Raw genomic sequence first — 18,032 nt, 5'->3', positions numbered from 1 at the left:
ACTCCTTTTGTAAAATAAAAAGAGGACACCTATCCGCAATGAAGCGACTAAGTGTCCTCGGTTTTTCCGTAAGACTTATTTATATTTTTTTTTCTTGAATCCTAATTCTTTCTTCCTTTACCACATCTAATATCTTTCCATCTTTCCAGATTATTCGATGTTCACCATGTCCACTTGATGGTGCTTCAAGTTTAGTTTCAGAGCCGTCGGAACGAATAAGGATGCTATTTTCATTTGAAGTTCTTTCAATCATTTTTTCACCTACTTTCATCCAACATTTCTTGTACCTTAGCGATCCCCTCCCCCCCCTCTCGCGTGGAATCGTTTTTTCTATAAAAATCTGGACAGAACACCCCCTCCCCGGTCCCTGTACTTTTCCAAATTAATAGAAATTGTTTAGAGGGGGGTATATCTTATTTTTCATTAACAACCCTAACCACTTTCAATATATTATTTGTATAAACTCTTCCATTGTTAACATGTGTCACCCCCTTTAGTTCTGCAAATAGGTTGTAATACTTGTGTACCTTTAATGAAAGAGAGAACACATTCGACTTAGGAATTGTTAGTGTTAAATTTCCGATACTCATGTCATTGAAGAGAACCGTAATATTATTTGCATCTCTATTTAAAATCTTCTTTAACTTTCCATGCAGTTCAATCCATCGCTTGTCTTCCACAGTAAATGCATCCTCTTCCCTAAATACTTTTGTGTTTTCATGGCATAGCTAGTCCCAGTTGTTCATATACTTTAAGACGTTCAGTTCTATCTCTCTCAACATGCGCTGCATAGTCTTCTGGTATCATATAAACCTTCCTACGGTTTATTAGATATGCTTTGCAACCTAGCTTAGCTTGACGTTCATCTTCCTGGTTTTCTGCTTCAGCTTCTTTCGATTCCTCATCGGCTTTATAGATGCGCTCAATTGCTTTCAGATGCTTCTTTAATGTGTTGCGTAATAGTTCATAGTCAATCTTCTTACGATACTCAAAGTAATCCACCAAGATTTGTTTAGATGAAGCCGGAAGATTGTTAGTGATTTCTTTAAACCTTTCATATCGTAAATACAAATGCTCATTACGTTTTATGAATGCTTGTTTCTCATCGATAATCCTAATTGCAAGGGACTCTGTATCTCTTGGTATACCAGCGTATTCCTTGTCGTACATAGGCACTCCATAACTAAATTCATATAACTCTTCAAAGTGTGCTACCTGTTTTCGTTGTAAATGTTTGGCCAACCTTTGGGACTGAGCATCCATCCACAAGTTATACATCACCCTTCTTATTCGTTGTTCTAGCTCACTTATAAAGTTATCGCTATCTGGATCTACAGCATATGGAGTGCCAATTGTAACAGCTTCTAATTGTTCGCCAAACTCTTCAGCTAATATAGATTTATTCACGCTGTCACACCCCTTCTTTCATACTGAAACCCAACCGATAAGGTCAGCCGTCTTTCTTAGCAGCACATTACGTTTGCGGAAGACTTTGCTTCTGGACATGAAAAGATGGTCCGCTATTTCCTCCCATTCGTAACAAACCCCTTTTTTATCCCAATAACGCATTTCTACTATTGTTTTTAAATCAGAATCTATTTCAGAGGATAATGTATCAATCGCAATAGTAATCGTTTCTAAATTACGTTTAAGATGCTTAGAGTCTGTTGGTAAGGATGATTTCTGTTTTAGTATTTTTAACCTTTCCTTATTGAAATCTTGGTTTATCCATAGTTTTTCTAAGCTCTGTATGTCTAATTTCGAAAGAACAGTCATATGTGTCACACCTCATTTCTTTTTTTATAAGGAAAATTCTTTTTAAACAATTCGAGCTCCATATAAAACTTTTCGAATTTCGAAAGGACAACCATAATTTTTGCATGTTGGTTCCTAATGTAATTGGGACTATATCCAATTTCCATTGCTATCTTGTCCAATGTCATTCCTTCTATATATTTCAACTTTAGAATTCGATTTTCTACATCTTCAAAATTATTGAGAATTATTTTAAATTCACCTTCACGTTGAAGACGGTCATTAAGTTGAATTTTCGTTTCTTCATATTCTTCACTGGAAAGCTGATTATCGGTCAATTTAAATTCCAAATAATGAATTTCATTACGTAACTTTAAATAGTCCCCTAACCATAAGCTCACTTAATTCACCTCGCCTTTCATGGTATTCATCAATTCAGCATGTTTTTTATAGATGTAACTGGCACTGAAACCTAAATGAGCAGCAATGTTTTCTAAAGTCATACCGTCAATGTATTTCAGCTTTAGAATTACGTTTCCAAGCCATTTGAAGGTACTTACTAATTCCACTAATTCTGTTTTAGTGTTCTTTTTTTCTTCTATGAAACTTTCTAGTATTTGAATTGATGGATCTCCTTGCAATTGCTTCAGTTTCTTTTCTGAAGTGGCAATTTCTTCTTCTAATTCCCAATAACCTTTCAACCAGTTCATAGTTGAATACCGTACTTTTCGGCCAAACGTAGGTTTTCGGCATTATTACGATCTATTTCCAAATCGTAAGTTGTTGGTACTGGCAAATTGATGCAGTGAGCAACTCTGTTTCCCTCTGAAGGTGAATGAGTATGTTTACTCCCACAAATTACGCACTTCTCAACCAGTGAATATAATTCTGTTGGTTTTGCGTATGTTGTTTCTTTAAGTTGGACGATGTTTTGTTTTGGCATTTTCCTATTCCTCCTTTTATTGCCCTTATTGCTGACTTATTGCTGAATCGGCAATAAAGAAAAACTGTTGATGTTACTGTGTTTTTTAGCACTATTATTCTATTTATTGCTTTATTGCTAATAAAAAAGAAATAAATAAAAAGGGGTATGTCTATTTGCCTTAACACCCCTATATAAAAGAAATGGAGTAAATTTCGGCAATATGGCAATATAGCAATAAGAACTGTCATGAACACTTGATAACACTACCTTTTTCTTATTGCTGTACTTATTGCTTTCTTATTGCTATATTGCTATTTTTTACTTTTCGACTTAAAACCCTTCACCGTTTTCCAAAATCCGCTTTCGTTTATGGTTTTATCTTTCCATTCCATATTAAATTTAGTGTTAACAACTTCTTTAAACTTTTTTGTTTCCATTGGTGGAATGCGATTCTCTCTACAATATTGTTCATAGTCTTCTAGAGCTCTTGCGCCTCGCACATCATTAAAGTACTGTTCATCAAATTCATGAAAGAAGTCAGCAAGCGGATCATTGTGTTCTGCAAATGCACTTATTGCTTCTTGTGCTCTATCATTTACAGTTAATTTGTCTGATGATGGATTATTCATCATTCTTTTTAGTGCATCTATCGCTAGTTTCAAAACATATTCACTTGCGGAATCACTTTTTGTTAATCGCATACTTTCCTCATCCGGTAAACAATCATCATCCAGTGAAAAGTTATGGTCAAAAGGTATAATGTTCAATCTCCGATTAATCGCATTACCGCTCTCGTTAAGATTCGGAAAATGGTTACTAGCAATAATGAATGTTGCGCTTAGGCGGACTGTTTCGGAATCACGCCCCTTTTTCTCGATTTCAGCAAATCCCCCTGTGACAATGGTTTTTAATAGTCCGCTATCTTCAATCAACGATGTAGGGTTATCGTCCACAATATTTGCTAACTTGCCATATATAGAAGATCCGGCAAATGTACTGCTCGCTAATTTCTGCGGTGTTACTGCTGAAATGTTTCCTCCATCTTTGTTGAATGTTTCGTGAATCAAATTTAAAATAGATGATTTTCCATTATGAGCACTTCGACCAAGCAAATAATGAATTTTTGGAACTAATACACCTGGGTACAGAACACATGCAAAAATTTCTTTAATGTTTTCGATACTAGCTGCATGGCCTTTCGTTACCTTTTTTAAAGTGGATTCAACAAACGAATCATAAGCATTAGGCTTATATTCAACGGATACTTTTTGTAAAATAAAAACTCCTGGATTAAACGGTTCTATTTCAAAGGTTGTGAAATTCAAAATCCCGTTTTTTAATGCAATATAATTTTCATTTACTTTATTAATAATTGGTGACAAGTCTGTTATATAATTGTGAACCTCTTTTATTTGTCCACTTTTTAAATCTTCATCAAACTTGCGAATAATACCGTTAATTTGACGTCCCGATTTATCTTGCTCATATATCCCTTTTTTAGGATTGAAATAATATAAATCGCTATGTGGACTTGGATAACGAACAATATGATATTTCTTTAATACTTCTTTAGCTAAGACCTGATGTAGAAATGAAATAGATCCATTACCATTAGTTCTCCACCACGGGCCTTTTATTTTTTCATCCTCACCCTTTGGTGGATTAAATGTATTAGCACATTCACTAATTGCTTTCATTATTTGTTCATTTCCATATGTCGTGCCATTTTGAGGTCTATCAAATTTTTCTCGCATTAGAGTTGATTTTCGATAAATGCTATCCATCATCCCATAATCACAATTAGTCCAAAAAGCTAAGTCATTTAGAAATGCTAAATCCCCACTTGAAAAATCACTATTATAATTTTGTTCCCAGCCGCCACGTAAAAAACTCTTAAACCTCTCACCTGTTTTAGGGTTATTGCAAGCTATATGAATAACTTCTTCTTCTGATAATGCTGCTCGTCCGAAATTGTCATTCCTTTTAGTTATGAAAGATTGAACTTGTTCCTCTCGCTTGAATATTTTTTCTATGAAACTATTAATTTTAGTTCCTTCACTGATAGGCAGATTATTCAATGTTTCTCCAGTAAAAGTCATGAATCTTTCATTTGAATAAATCTCATATCCTAATTTGGTGTTTTTATTTTTGAATTTTTCTTTGTCGTGATAAAAGCCTTTCAACCAAATATGGATGCCGGAACCACTTGGACTTAATTCTGCATAAGATAGATCTGTAATTTCTTGTGCTAATGCAGGCAGTACTTCCACATTTTCAAGTCCATCAATATCAATCACACAATATGGATCGTCTTCAGATAACACAAATCCAATTCCCTCGACATTTCCATTTAAATACGCTTCTTCAATATCTTTAAAAGATCCCCAAGTATGATTTCTTGTAGAATCCGCTTTATCTATACCATTTGTTTGATATGGTACTTTATCGAATTGCTGACGTTTCTCATTCCATTCAGCACGCCACAAGACCCAATTTGGTATCATTTGCAACTCTTCTGGTATGTTTTCCATTACCGGTTCTAGTATTTCCTCTTTTACAATTATGGCCAAATCCTCGCCTCCTTCCCCTTACACTTCCTTCGTTTTTATATGATAAATTGCCCTTGCCCTGAGCTTTATATTTTGTGTTTAGCGATTAATGCATCTAAATCTCTTGTATCTATGATTTTTCTGCCTTCAATTATAGAAACAGGTAAGCCATATTTCTCAACCCATTTTTGCAATGTACCAGGAGAAACCGAAGCATATTTACAAGCTTCTGAAAACTTTAAATACCTCTTTTGACTCTTTTCTTGAACCAAGACCGCAACTGTCTTCATGATTTGTTCTACTATTTCATTTTTCATTTGTTGTTGAGTTTCCGCAGAAAAAATACTAGTCATTTGCTACTCACCTCTTTTGGATTTATTTGTATTTCAAACAAATCTTCAATTTTTGATTCCAAAATTTCTGCAAGTTTCGTAGCTGTTGTTGGAGAAATACAATACCTATCGTTCATAAAATTTGAAATAGTTGAAGGATGAACTTTTGACTTTTTACTAAGAGTTTTTTGATTCAAACCTTTCTTTGCCATTTGTACATATATATTTATTTTCTTAGGAGTGTAACTAATCATTCATATCACCTCGCATCCTTTAGGTTTGGTTTATCGAACCCTTAACCACATATTACCACCGGAAGTTCAATAAATCAAACCTTTTTGCAAATAAAATTTGTATTTCGGTTTGATTTATTGAACTATATGGTTTAATCTAAGAAAAAAGGAGGTCCCTTGATGAAAAACAATGTGCCTGAAAATATCGGTGATTATATAAGAAGAATTAGAAATGAAAAAGGAATATCAATAAATGAATTAGTAAAACAAAGTGGTGTTTCAAAAGGATATATTTCACAAATAGAAAATGGACATTTTAAACCCTCTGCAGATGTGTTAGGAAAGTTATCTAAATCCTTAAGAGCCGATTTTTTTGAATTAATGGTCAAGGCTGGATATATGACAAAAGAGAGTAAAGAAAATGGATTAGATGAAAACTTTATTACGACAATGATTAAACAATTATCTTTCAATGATAAAAAAGAGTTTATTTTGGATTTTATTTGTAATTCGGATAGGAAATATATCTCTCGAAGTAATGACTTAGTGAAGTTAAGAAAAGAAAGTATTGAGGAAATTAGCAAAATAGGTGATATTAAAACGCTTGAAGAAGATACAATCACTGATTTCTTGATTGAAAATTTCTATACGTTTGGATCAATAGGTGACTATCTAAAATTACTTAGACTTCACAGAGGTATTTCAATAGATGAAATGGCCCACGATTTAGATGTTGATAAAGATGAATATTTAAAAAATGAGAATAGTTTAATTCAAGGCTACCCTTTACTAACTGAAAAAAGTGAACAAATTGGATTTCTTTTAAACGTAGGAGAATTAGTAAGTTGGTATTCAAAGCAACAAGTATCCAAGATGCAAAGAGAAGGGCTTGTTAAAACTGTCAAATCATTTTCAAATGGGATCTTAATGAAAGAGGATAGAAAGGAAAAAAAGTGGACTTTTTGCATTGATTACCTAATGGATAACGAAACAAAAATAAGCTTGGACCATAGCAATGATGACTCTCAAATTTGGGAGAAGGTATCTAATAATTTTTTTAGTATAGAAAACCTTTTATTTATTAATAAAAACATATCAATAAATAATCGTTTACTTACAGAAAAAGAAAAACAAAAAGCCCTGCAAATATTACAACTCGTTTTTAATGATTCGGAAAACAATTCTTAGATATAGAATTAATAAAAACACGTTTATTCTCCCTTATAATTGCCCTTGCCCGGACATACAAGGAGAGAACATAATGACAACTATAAAAAAATACACAAAAAAAGACGGATCTACCGCCTATATGTTTAACGTATATCTTGGTACCGACCCTCTTACTGGTAAACCTAAACGAACAACTAGACGTGGTTTTAACTCCACCAAAGAAGCGAAACTTGCATTAGCTAGGCTAGAAGTTGATATAGAAGCAAACGGCTTTAAAACACATAAAAAGATGCTATTTAAAGAGTTGTATGAATTGTGGCTAGAGAACTATCGACACACCGTAAAACTTTCCACCGTGAATACTACAGTTACGTATTTTAGGACTGCTATTCTCCCTAAGTTCGAATCTCTTTTAATTGATAAAATTACAACTTCTCATTGTCAAAAGGTCGTAAATGAATGGTCCAAGCAATACAAAAATTATCGAAGCTATCGAAACTATGTAAAAATGGTGCTGGACTATGCTACTACATTACAAGTCATAACCGAAAATCCTATGACTAAAATAATTATGCCTAAGCCAGTGCAAAAAGTTGAAGAGGAAGAACCACTCGAAAATTATTACGATAAACAGCAATTAGAACATTTTTTAAACATCATTCAAAAAAACGAGAAAATGAAAATTTATGTATTATTTAGGTTGCTCGCTTTTACTGGCGGTAGAAAAGGCGAAGTTTTAGCTTTAACTTGGGATGATGTTAATTTCAAGGAAAAAACTATTCGATTCAATAAAACACTTGCTAAAACGGAACATTCTACTAGGAACGTTCAAACACCAAAAACAGTACATTCTAAGCGTGTAATTAGTGTGGATGATAATACCCTTGATGTGCTGGAAAAATGGAAGAAAACGCAAGCTAAACTGTTATTAATGTATGGTATTAATACGACATTCCAAAAGAACCAACCTATACTAGCATCCACAGATAAAAGAGCCATGAATGATTTTCATTCGACAATCTATCCAAATTATCAGCTTAAAAGCATAATAAAAAAATATGACCTCCCTTCAATCACTGTCCATGGTTTTAGACATACTCATGCATCATTATTATTTGAAGCTGAAGCAAGTATAAAAGATGTCCAGGATCGCTTAGGACACACTGATATAAAAACAACCATGAATGTGTATACACATGTCACTCAAAAAATGAAAGATAATACTGCTGAAAAATTCGCTAAATACGTCAACTTTTAATATTTGGTATTCAATTTGGTATTCAGTTCAATACTAATAGGTCCTAAAAGACCTTAAAATGTCATTGAAAAGCCTGTTTAATCAACGTTTTAAGGTCTATAGTATTTTTACAAGAACAAAAATTTGTCTAATCTATGCAACTATTATGAAAATGAGGTATTGTACATGGAATTTTCAAATCGATTAAAAAGTTTACCTACTCAGTTTTTTGCGACATTAGTTCAAAAGGTATCTGGTGCTGTCGCGGAAGGAAGAGATGTGATTAATCTAGGTCAAGGAAATCCAGATCAACCGACGCCAGAACATATCGTAAAAGCATTACAAGATGCTGCTTTAAATCCGCTGTCACATAAGTACTCCCCTTTTCGAGGAATTAACGAATTAAAACAGGCAGCCGCAGAATTTTATAAAAGAGAATATGATGTAAAAATTGACCCAGATACAGAAGTAGCGATTATGTTTGGAACAAAAATTGGACTTGTGGAATTACCACTCGCGATGATGAATGAAAACGATTTAATGTTACTTCCAGATCCAGGTTATCCGGATTATTTATCAGGTGTAGCACTAGCAAATGTTCGTTTCGATACAATGCCTCTTTTGGAAGAAAACAATTATTTACCAGATTACAGCAAATTGACAGCAGAACAAAAAATCGATGCTAAATTAATGTATTTAAATTATCCAAATAACCCAACAGGGGCCGCTGCTACGAAAGAATTTTTTGAAGAAACAGTTGCCCTTGCAAAGGAATCCGACATTGCTATTGTTCATGACTTTGCATATGGAGGAATCGGTTTTGATGATAACAAACCAGTTAGTTTTCTACAATCAGAAGGTGCAAAAGACGTGGGCATTGAAATGTATACCCTTTCAAAAACTTATAATATGGCTGGATGGCGAATTGGTTTTGCAGTCGGTAATCCTAAAATGATAGAGGCAATTAATATGATTCAGGATCATTTATTTGTAAGTCTATTCCCTGCTATTCAATCTGCGGCTGCTTCCGCCCTAAACGAAAGCCAGCAATGTGTAGATGAATTGGTCGCGTTATATGAAGGAAGAAGAAACGCATTAGTGGAAGCTTGTTCCAAAATCGGATGGGATGTGAAAGCTCCTCAAGGCTCGTTTTTTACATGGCTTCCTGTCGCAAAAGGATACACAAGTGAAGAGTTCGCGGACTTATTACTGGAGAAGGTAGATGTTGCAGTTGCAGCTGGAAATGGTTTTGGTACATACGGAGAAGGTTATATTCGTGTTGGTTTATTAGTAGATGAGGATCGTTTGGTTGAAGCGATCAACCGAATAGAAAAACTGCAGTTGTTTTAAGAAAAACGAAAGCGCCATTTAAGTGCACCTGGTCATCACCAATTACCGAGTGCTTTGAACTAAACATTTGCAACACTATTACCGGTGGATTTTTTGTGGATTGTGAAGTTACTGTGTCACTTCACAATCCATTTTTTTCGTTAATCTTGTGGCGGACGTCTCTCCCTCGCCCTCTTGAAATATGTAGAGACATGGTACATTAGGTTTGGTTAATGAGATTTTAGATACTTTCCTACTATTTTAAAAGCGATTCTTTTTCAATGTACTACCTACTATTTCTCTTGAACCAACTTTATATAATATAATCTAATGTCTTGTTGTCCGACTAATTTAACTGATAGTAACAATCTTTTAGTTATTTGCTACAATTAGATTTTTCCGCATAAATGGTGTCTACTCAAAACGATAGTCAAGCCCGACTTACATTATTCATAAGCCGTTTATTTACTTATCCATTTTATTTGGTGAATGTTTAGTAGATTCCACAGGATAAAATTGATTTGCCCCATTTTCATCATCAAACTTTCGATGAAATTCCATCCCTATCACTTCTGCAAATATTAGATCTACAGTGATAACAGGATTTTCCCCTTTCACAAAATGTCCTCCAAATATGTTACCTTGTTGGTCACATATAGTACCGTAAATATTCGTTTAGTACTTCCCTCCTCTCCAGCACACTACTCCGGTTCCTTGCAAAAATTAAATTGGTCCTTCCTTGACTACTAAATCATTATATACGACTCCAATTTTTGAGCTTTCAGTAGGAATGAAGTAGACAAAAACACTTCGCTGAAAGCTTCCAAAACAGCTAATAATACTTGCATATTTAATGTCATTCTCCTTACATAACTCCTCGATTCCTTCAAGTAAATCCGTTCCGTAAATTAATCTTGCACCAATTGTTTTTCCAACCTGCCCAGTTGCATAATTCACCCTTATATGAGTCATATGAATCTATCATCCTCGTATATTTATTTATTGTTCTTAACTATAGACAACAAAAATAGAAAATTTCAATTAGAAAAAATATGTTGACTTTAGTGAGTTGGTGTAGTAAATTAAATTTCATGAACTGCTGAAGACAATTTAATAGCTTATATCTCTTATCAAGAGTAGCTGAGGGACTGGCCCGTTGAAGCTCGGCAACCACCTACATGTTTTTATGTAGAAAGGTGCTAAATCCAGCAAAACATTATGTTTTGGAAGATAAGAGAGGACTAATAGAAACTTTATGTGCCTCTCTTTCTTTTGAAGGAGAGGCTTTTATATTTATTCAACATTTCTTATAACTATTAGGAGGAATGAAAATGAAAAAAATTGGTTTACTTTTATCTACCATACTTTTAACTGGTGCCCTTGCAGCATGTGGTGACAGTTCTAGTGCGAGTGATAAAGCATTGAACGAAAAAAAATTGGTAGTTGGAGTTACAGCAGGTCCTCAAGAACAAATCATGGAAAAGGTAAAAGAAGTTGCCGCAAAAGACGGACTGGAAATTGAATTAAAAGTTTTCTCCGACTATATCTTACCAAACACGGCGCTTTCAGAAGGCGATTTAGATGCAAATAGCTATCAACATGAACCATTCTTAGTTGCATTTAATAAGGACCATGGTACGAATCTTGTTCCGGTAGGAAAAACAGTATTAAACCCAATGGGCGTTTATTCTGACAAATATAAGTCTTTTGATGAACTTCCTGATGGCGCTACTTTTGGTCTACCAAATGACCCCTCAAATGGATCACGCGCATTGTATATTTTAGAGGAAAATGGCTTTATCAAAATTAAAGGTGATAAAAAAGAAACAGCTTCTATTTACGATATTGAAGAAAATCCAAAACATCTAAAGTTTATTGAATTAGATGCTGCACAAATTCCAAATCAATTAAGTGAAGTAGATGCCGCTGCGATTAACACAAACTTTGCATTAGCTGCTGGCATAAATCCTAAAGAAGATTCCATTCTACTAGAATCAACTAACTCACCATATGTAAACTATATTGTCGTTCGTGCTGAAAATAAAGATGATCCGACGATTAAGAAGTTTGTAAAAGCTTATCAATCAGAAGATGTAAAAAAATTAATTGAAGAAGAATTTAAAGGCTCTATAATACCTAGCTGGGATTAGTAAATGAATTGAAAACGTTACCGATTTCGGTAGCGTTTTCTTTAGAAAGGAAGTCAAATCATGATTATTTTAGAAAATATATCGAAAGAATTTAACAGCAAAAATAGAATTGTGAAAGCAGTAAACAAAGTAAATATACATGTAAAAAAAGGTGAAATTCACGGTGTAATTGGATATAGCGGTGCCGGTAAAAGTACACTAATACGCTGTGTAAATTTACTGGAAAAACCATCAGAAGGAAAAGTACTTATCAATGGCATCGAAGCAACTTCTCTTCCCCTTCCGAAATTACGTGAAATACGCAATAAAATAGGAATGATCTTTCAAGGATTCAATCTTTTGAAAACCGCTACTGTATACGATAACATCGCAATCCCTTTAAAACTTCTTGGATATAATAAGGCCGAAGTAAAAAAAAGAGTGGAAAAATATCTAGAGATTGTTGGTCTTACAGACAAACATCAAAACTATCCAACTCAATTATCTGGCGGTCAAAAGCAACGTGTTGCTATAGCTAGAGCACTTGCACAAGAACCGGAAATATTATTGAGTGATGAAGCAACTAGTGCGCTTGATCCTGAAACAACTGATTCCATTTTAGATTTACTATTAAAAATCAATAAAGAATTAGGAATAACTATATTACTCATCACGCATGAAATGAATGTTATTCAAAAAATTTGTGATCATGTATATGTAATGGAAAATGGTGAAGTTGTAGAGCAAAATACTGCTGTTAATCTATTTACTAAGCCCACTCACCCTACTACTAAAAAGTTTTTAAATACAATTAGTCAGCGTAATTTATCATCTACTTTAATTTCACAATTAAATGTAACTGGTGCTGTTACCCGTTTAACATTTGTCGGGGAAAGTACTGGTAAACCATTGCTTGCAGAAGTTAGTCAAAGATTTAATGTGCAACCTAATATATTAACAGCCAATATTATTGAACTAAAAAACGGCATAATTGGAAACATTGTTATTCATTTAATTGGAGATAAAATACAAGTGAAAAATGCACTTAATTTCCTTGAAGAACATGGCGTAGGCACTGAGGAATTGGAGGGTCAATCATGAGTAGATTCGAGCAGTTTACAGACCAATGGTTACCTATCATCGGAAAATCGGTTATAGAAACATTTCAAATGGTTGGAATTTCCTTATTTTTCTCGATATTAATAGGTATTCCTCTTGGAATTTTAATCGTATTAACAAGACCCGGTCAGTCATTACAAAACAAGTTTTTATATCAACTTAGTAATCTATTGATAAATATCCTTCGTTCGATCCCGTTTATTATCTTACTATTTTTCATTCTTCCGTTTACTAAATTGATTGTTGGCACTACTATCGGAGTCAAAGGAGTTATTGTTCCATTAGTCATCTATACTGCTCCTTATATTGCTAGATTAATGGAATCAGCTTTACTCGAAGTGGAAAATGGAGTTATCGAAGCTTATACTGCAATGGGAATCAAAACAAGATCCATTATCTGGCACGTCTTACTGCGAGAAGCTCGTCCTTCTATTATTCTAGGCTTAACGATCTCTACAGTCAGTTTGATAGGGGCAACAGCTATGGCAGGTATGGTTGGAGCAGGAGGACTTGGGGATTTAGCATACCGTTTTGGACATCTACGGTATGAAGTCGATGTAATGTATGCAACTGTGATTATATTAATTGTCCTCGTTCAAAGCATTCAATCCATAGGAAACAGATTAGCTGCAAGACTGAAGAAAGATTAATAGGAGGTTTACAAATGACAAAAGAATTATATGTGAAGCGAAGCGGTTCCGTCGCTACCATCATTATTAATCGGGTAGAAAAGAAGAATTCATTTACTCTAGCTATGTTTAAACAGCTTGGTACAATTTTAGAGGAATTAGAAACAGATCAACAAGTAAAACTGTTACTAGTAAAAGGCATAGATGAATCTGCCTTCTCTTCAGGAGCTGATATTTCGGAGTTTCTCGAAAATCGCTTCTCAGCACAAAAAGCAAAAACTTATAATGATGCAACCCTGGAAGCGATTGAGAAGTTATATCGTTTTCCAAAACCGACCATTGCAATTATCAAGACGCTAGCAATTGGAGGTGGATTAGAATTAGCTAATTCCTGTGATTTCCGATTCGCTACTACTGGAAGCAAACTTGGGATAACTGCATCTAATATAGGAATTATATACAACTTAACAAGCACTAAGCGTTTGGTTAACTTGATTGGTCCGTCAAAAGCAAAAGAATTATTATATACCGCCAAGCTTATTTCTGCAGAAGAAGGAAAAGAGATAGGTTTAATCGATTACGTATATTCAATAGAAGAGATTGAAGAGAAATGTCTAGCATTTGCAGAAGCAATAATTAGCAAGTCATCTGTAGCAAACAACGGGATTAAACAAGTCATTCATTCAATCATCGACGGTGAAAACGAAGAAACAAATGAAATGGAACAACTTATCTTAGACTCGTTTAGCTCAGAAGATTATAAAGAAGGAATCCAAGCATTTTTAGAAAAAAGAAAGCCTAACTTTTCTTAAGGGGTGAACAACATGTCAGCGAATGATTTACTGTTAAAAAATATTGATTCAAATGATAAATACCCCTTAAATTATGAGGAATTAGAACAAACCGCTAAAGAAAACTTAGATGCTGGCTCTTTCGGATATATTCGCTCTTCTGCTGGAGGAGAAGAAACGTATCGAAAGAACACAAACTCATTTCAAAAATATTCCATTGTCCCTCGTTTTTTAACGGATGTTTCAACATTAAATACGGAAGTTACTATTCTTGGTCATACATACCCTCACCCCCTTTTTATAGCGCCAGTTGGGGTAAATAAAATTGCACATGCAGATGGTGAAATAGCTGTTGCAAAAGCTGCATCAAAGTTTGGCTATCCGTATATTCAAAGTACTGTTTCTAGTTACTCTATCGAAGAAATTGCATCAGCAACGGAAGGAAGCTCTAAGTGGTTCCAATTATACTGGTCTCAAAACAAGGAAATTGCATTTAGCATGGTGAAAAGAGCCGAAACTGCTGGATATGAGGCAATTGTATTAACCGTCGATACGGTGATGCTTGGCTGGCGTGAAGAAGATGTTCGAAATCAGTTCTCTCCTCTCAAGCGTGGTTTAGGCCAAGGTAATTACTCAACTGACCCTGTTTTTATGGCTGCTCTTCCAGATCAAACGGAAGGTTCTATTATAAAAAGTATGATAGAAAACATCTATCATCCAACTTTAAATTGGACCGATATTGAAGAGTTAAGAGAAAGAACAGATTTACCCATTTTATTAAAAGGAATACTTCATCCGGAAGATGCAAAAATTGCAATCGAAAAAGGACTAGATGGGATTATCGTATCAAACCATGGTGGTCGCCAACTTGATGGAGTTATTGCAAGCATCGATGCGCTTCCTGAAATTGTAGAAGTAGTAAAAGGAAAAATCCCTGTTTTATTTGATAGTGGTGTTCGTCGGGGTTCAGATGCAGTGAAAGCTTTAGCTTTAGGTGCTACCGCCGTATGCATAGGACGCCCATTTGTTTGGGGTCTGGCAAATGGCGGGCAAGACGGAGTTGAAAGAGTATTGGAAAATTTCTTGCAAGAAACAAAAGTTTCTATTTCTTTAAGTGGTGCCAGAAATCTTGCTGAAGTTCGCAAACTGAAAATAGTTCGAAACTAAAGGTAAATTAAAGGTGGTATTTTTGAAATGGAACAAGCACTTAAAGGATTAAAAGTAATCGATTTATCGCAAGTTCTTGCTGGTCCCTATTGTACGATGGTACTCGGTGATATGGGTGCAGATGTGATCAAAGTAGAAAAGTTTCCAAAAGGCGATGATACACGTTCTATGGGTCCATATATTAATGAAGAAAGCTATATGTATATGATGGTCAATCGCAATAAACGTGGTATCTGCCTAAATTTAAAGAAGGACCAAGGCATTCAAATTCTATATAAACTGATAAAAGATGCAGATGTTTTTATTGAAAATTATCGTCCTGGGGTAACGAAGAAACTCCGAATAGATTACGAGACGGTGAAAGCGATTAATCCTAGTCTAATATATTGCTCTATCTCTGGTTATGGTCAAACCGGTCCTTACAAGAAAAAAGGTGGATTTGATATAATGGCACAAGGCCTTTCAGGTATAATCGATATGACCGGAGAGCGTGAAGGTAAACCGGTGAAAGTGGGTATCGCTATTCATGACATTGCTGCAGCTCAAACGGCTATTCAATCTATTTTAGCTGCCTATATTCATCGGCTAAAATCAGGAATTGGCCAGTATATTGATGTGTCTTTAGTGGATTCTGGACTTGCGTGGACGGTATGGGAAGCGGCAGCCTATTTTGGTAAAGAAGAAGTGCCTCGTCGAAATGGAACTGCTCATAGAGTATCCGCTCCATATCAAGGCTACAAAACGAAAGATGGTTTTATTTTAATCGGAGCAGCAAATCAGAAACTTTGGGAAAAATTCTGCATACATGTTGTAAATAAACCTAAATGGGTAGTCGACGAGCGTTTTTTAACAAATTCTATTCGCGCACATCATGTGGATGAATTGGAAATAGAGATAGAAAGTGTCTTGAAAGAGCAAAATTCCTTATACTGGCTTGATCTACTAGATAGACATGGTATTCCATCTGGTCCTATCTATTCTTACGATCAGACATTATCCGATGAACATATTCTTTCTCGAGACATGATCTTAGCATACGACCACCCAGTTGCTGGTGCAATGAAAACACTTGGTTTTCCTGCTAAACTTTCAGAAACACCTGCTCAATTTAAAAACCCTGCCCCTCTTCTTGGTCAACATAATAGAGATGTGTTAACAGAGCTAGGCTATTCAGAAAAAGAAATAAATGATTTGTTCGCAAATAATGTGTTTAATAATTAGGCCGAATGCAAAAGCGTTCGGTCTTTACTATTATGGAAACTCTTCTTAATTCTCCTAGCTCTATCGGGGGCTAATGTGATGTATATTTATATAGTGACGGAAAAGTGTTATGATAAACTGTAGTTGTTAAACAAAGTAGGTATAATAAATGGTAAAACGATTAGTAGTAACTGGTTATAAAGCACATGAGTTAGGTATATTTAACGATTCTCATCCAGGAATACCCATCATAAAAAAAGCAATTAAAAATCAATTACTTGCTTTGATCAATGAAGGATTAGAATGGATTATATTAAGCGGGCAACAAGGTATCGAAACATGGACAGCAGAGCTTGTTTTGGAAATGAAAGAAGAATATCCTAATTTAAAATATGCGATTATTACTCCATTTTTAGAACAGGAGAAAAATTGGAATGAGCTGAAACAAGAAAAATATCGGGCTTTACTATCTCATGCTAATTATCAAACAAGTCTCACGAAAAAAGTTTACGAGGCACCTTGGCAATTCATTGAGAAAAACAAGTTTTTTCTCCGAAATTCGGATGGTATTCTTATCGTATATGATGAAGAAAATGATGGTTCTCCGAAATACACGAAAAAACTCGCAGAACAATATGCTGAAAAAGAAAATTACTCAATTTTTATCATCGATGCATATGACCTTCAACTAATGGCGGAGGAAATCGCAGAAGAAGAGAGGAATAATTATTTATGATATTAAAAAAAATAATTAAAAAGATCGAAGAAGCAAATGGTCATGATGTGGAATTATTAGTAGAAGAAAAACAATATGCTGAAAAACACTCGTTACTTGCAGATGGACAAAATATCGTTTTGATAGATAAAAACAAGCAATTTTCAAAGGCAAATATCGAACGATTCAATAAAGAAACAGATGAGCTTGTTTCTAAAGATACAGTAGAATTTTTGAAATCTCCAATAGCTTACTTTAAAGAAAAACAAAATGAGTATTTGTATTTGGAATCTGATAATTTTGATGTCATTAATGTGGATGCTATAGCATTAGAATTTGATGAAGTATTTGAAGTATACACTGCTATGTTTGGCTTAGCACTTCAAAAGAAATTTGGACCATCTTTACGCGACTATCTAAACGAACACTTTCACACTGAACTCATGAACTATAGCTTAATGTTTTCGGGAGAAGACGGATTATGGGAAGTTAATCTTCCTTTAAATTATTTGAAAGACTTTAGCGAAGATTTTACGTTGGAAGAAACTTTGCATCATTTATTCTCCTTCACCTTTTCTTTGGTCGAAGCAACCGAAAATTAATACAATTATAGAAACAATCATGAATAATAAAACATTTATGATTGTTTTTAATTTCACGATTATATTGTATGTTTTGGTGCCTGGCACTTGTAATCATCATGCATAACTTCACTTAAACTTGCCAAACTAACGAGGATGTTTCATCACATT

23 protein-coding genes and 1 riboswitch are annotated in these 18,032 nt (G+C 34.5%); of the genes, 11 read left to right on the top strand and 12 right to left on the bottom strand.

What is annotated here, in order from left to right:
• Positions 1-79 precede the first annotated feature (79 nt).
• The 10 genes from PB01_RS08015 to PB01_RS07970 all read right to left on the bottom strand — a co-directional run bounded on the left by PB01_RS08015 (position 80) and on the right by PB01_RS07970 (position 5,815).
• On the bottom strand, positions 80-253 hold the full coding sequence (locus PB01_RS08015) for a DUF3954 domain-containing protein (protein ID WP_225986208.1): 174 nt from the start codon (positions 251-253) through the stop codon (positions 80-82).
• Positions 254-413: 160 nt separating this feature from the next.
• The gene (locus tag PB01_RS08010) at positions 414-680 is read right to left on the bottom strand and encodes a hypothetical protein (RefSeq protein ID WP_151699723.1); all 267 of its coding nucleotides are present in this window, start codon (positions 678-680) and stop codon (positions 414-416) included.
• 37 nt (positions 681-717) lie between these two features.
• The gene (locus tag PB01_RS08005; protein WP_151699722.1) at positions 718-1,407 is read right to left on the bottom strand and encodes a hypothetical protein; all 690 of its coding nucleotides are present in this window, start codon (positions 1,405-1,407) and stop codon (positions 718-720) included.
• Positions 1,408-1,425: 18 nt separating this feature from the next.
• Positions 1,426-1,776, bottom strand: coding sequence for a hypothetical protein (locus PB01_RS08000; RefSeq protein WP_151699721.1), 351 nt, complete (start codon positions 1,774-1,776; stop codon positions 1,426-1,428).
• A gap of 5 nt (positions 1,777-1,781) precedes the next feature.
• Complete coding sequence (locus PB01_RS07995; protein ID WP_151699720.1) at positions 1,782-2,156, bottom strand: hypothetical protein; 375 nt, start codon at positions 2,154-2,156, stop codon at positions 1,782-1,784.
• A complete protein-coding gene (locus PB01_RS07990) occupies positions 2,157-2,465 on the bottom strand; it encodes a hypothetical protein (RefSeq protein ID WP_151699719.1) in 309 nt (102 codons plus the stop codon).
• Positions 2,462-2,698 (bottom strand): hypothetical protein, encoded by a 237-nt coding sequence (locus PB01_RS07985; protein WP_151699718.1) that lies wholly within the window; start codon positions 2,696-2,698, stop codon positions 2,462-2,464. Before PB01_RS07985 ends, PB01_RS07990 begins: the two co-directional genes overlap by 4 nt.
• A 293-nt stretch (positions 2,699-2,991) precedes the next feature.
• Complete coding sequence (locus PB01_RS07980; RefSeq protein WP_151699717.1) at positions 2,992-5,250, bottom strand: phage/plasmid primase, P4 family; 2,259 nt, start codon at positions 5,248-5,250, stop codon at positions 2,992-2,994.
• Positions 5,251-5,315: 65 nt separating this feature from the next.
• On the bottom strand, positions 5,316-5,582 hold the full coding sequence (locus PB01_RS07975; RefSeq protein ID WP_151699716.1) for a helix-turn-helix domain-containing protein: 267 nt from the start codon (positions 5,580-5,582) through the stop codon (positions 5,316-5,318).
• The gene (locus tag PB01_RS07970; RefSeq protein ID WP_151699715.1) at positions 5,579-5,815 is read right to left on the bottom strand and encodes a helix-turn-helix transcriptional regulator; all 237 of its coding nucleotides are present in this window, start codon (positions 5,813-5,815) and stop codon (positions 5,579-5,581) included. Before PB01_RS07970 ends, PB01_RS07975 begins: the two co-directional genes overlap by 4 nt.
• 159 nt (positions 5,816-5,974) lie before the next feature.
• On the opposite strand from PB01_RS07970, the gene PB01_RS07965 reads away from it, so the two are divergent.
• From PB01_RS07965 to PB01_RS07955, 3 genes are all read left to right on the top strand, one after another.
• Entirely contained in the window at positions 5,975-6,982 is a 1,008-nt protein-coding gene (locus PB01_RS07965) for a helix-turn-helix domain-containing protein (protein ID WP_151699714.1), read from the top strand.
• Between the two features lie 73 nt (positions 6,983-7,055).
• Positions 7,056-8,222: a site-specific integrase gene (locus PB01_RS07960; protein WP_151699713.1), complete on the top strand. Its 1,167-nt coding sequence runs from the start codon at positions 7,056-7,058 to the stop codon at positions 8,220-8,222.
• A 165-nt stretch (positions 8,223-8,387) separates the two neighbouring features.
• Positions 8,388-9,551 carry a pyridoxal phosphate-dependent aminotransferase gene (locus tag PB01_RS07955; protein WP_318837527.1) on the top strand — a complete coding sequence of 388 codons (1,164 nt, stop codon included), beginning with the start codon at positions 8,388-8,390 and terminating at the stop codon, positions 9,549-9,551.
• Between the two features lie 444 nt (positions 9,552-9,995).
• Here PB01_RS07955 and PB01_RS21290 read toward each other — a convergent pair whose 3' ends face one another.
• Both PB01_RS21290 and PB01_RS21285 read right to left on the bottom strand, forming a co-directional pair.
• The gene (locus PB01_RS21290; protein ID WP_225986207.1) at positions 9,996-10,148 is read right to left on the bottom strand and encodes a hypothetical protein; all 153 of its coding nucleotides are present in this window, start codon (positions 10,146-10,148) and stop codon (positions 9,996-9,998) included.
• A gap of 105 nt (positions 10,149-10,253) precedes the next feature.
• Entirely contained in the window at positions 10,254-10,502 is a 249-nt protein-coding gene (locus PB01_RS21285) for a PCC domain-containing protein (protein WP_225986206.1), read from the bottom strand.
• Between the two features lie 152 nt (positions 10,503-10,654).
• A riboswitch (SAM riboswitch) is annotated at positions 10,655-10,767 on the top strand.
• 94 nt (positions 10,768-10,861) lie between these two features.
• Between PB01_RS21285 and PB01_RS07945 the strand changes: the two genes are divergently transcribed.
• From PB01_RS07945 to PB01_RS07910, 8 genes are all read left to right on the top strand, one after another.
• Positions 10,862-11,680 (top strand): MetQ/NlpA family ABC transporter substrate-binding protein, encoded by an 819-nt coding sequence (locus PB01_RS07945; protein WP_404815108.1) that lies wholly within the window; start codon positions 10,862-10,864, stop codon positions 11,678-11,680.
• Positions 11,681-11,740: 60 nt separating this feature from the next.
• On the top strand, positions 11,741-12,760 hold the full coding sequence (locus PB01_RS07940) for a methionine ABC transporter ATP-binding protein (protein ID WP_151699710.1): 1,020 nt from the start codon (positions 11,741-11,743) through the stop codon (positions 12,758-12,760).
• Entirely contained in the window at positions 12,757-13,428 is a 672-nt protein-coding gene (locus PB01_RS07935) for a methionine ABC transporter permease (protein ID WP_151699709.1), read from the top strand. The genes PB01_RS07940 and PB01_RS07935 overlap by 4 nt, the downstream gene beginning before the upstream one ends.
• 14 nt (positions 13,429-13,442) lie before the next feature.
• A complete protein-coding gene (locus PB01_RS07930; protein ID WP_151699708.1) occupies positions 13,443-14,219 on the top strand; it encodes an enoyl-CoA hydratase/isomerase family protein in 777 nt (258 codons plus the stop codon).
• Between the two features lie 12 nt (positions 14,220-14,231).
• Positions 14,232-15,365, top strand: coding sequence for an alpha-hydroxy acid oxidase (locus PB01_RS07925; protein WP_151699707.1), 1,134 nt, complete (start codon positions 14,232-14,234; stop codon positions 15,363-15,365).
• A gap of 27 nt (positions 15,366-15,392) precedes the next feature.
• On the top strand, positions 15,393-16,586 hold the full coding sequence (locus PB01_RS07920) for a CaiB/BaiF CoA transferase family protein (RefSeq protein ID WP_151699706.1): 1,194 nt from the start codon (positions 15,393-15,395) through the stop codon (positions 16,584-16,586).
• 148 nt (positions 16,587-16,734) lie between these two features.
• Positions 16,735-17,301 carry an SLOG family protein gene (locus PB01_RS07915; RefSeq protein ID WP_151699705.1) on the top strand — a complete coding sequence of 189 codons (567 nt, stop codon included), beginning with the start codon at positions 16,735-16,737 and terminating at the stop codon, positions 17,299-17,301.
• A complete protein-coding gene (locus PB01_RS07910; protein WP_151699704.1) occupies positions 17,298-17,882 on the top strand; it encodes a branched-chain amino acid aminotransferase in 585 nt (194 codons plus the stop codon). Before PB01_RS07915 ends, PB01_RS07910 begins: the two co-directional genes overlap by 4 nt.
• Positions 17,883-18,032 lie beyond the last annotated feature (150 nt).

This window comes from Psychrobacillus glaciei (assembly GCF_008973485.1).
Taxonomy (GTDB): domain Bacteria; phylum Bacillota; class Bacilli; order Bacillales_A; family Planococcaceae; genus Psychrobacillus; species Psychrobacillus glaciei.
The sequence above is the reverse complement of the archived record's forward strand: the minus strand, read 5'-3'. Positions and strand labels throughout refer to the sequence as shown.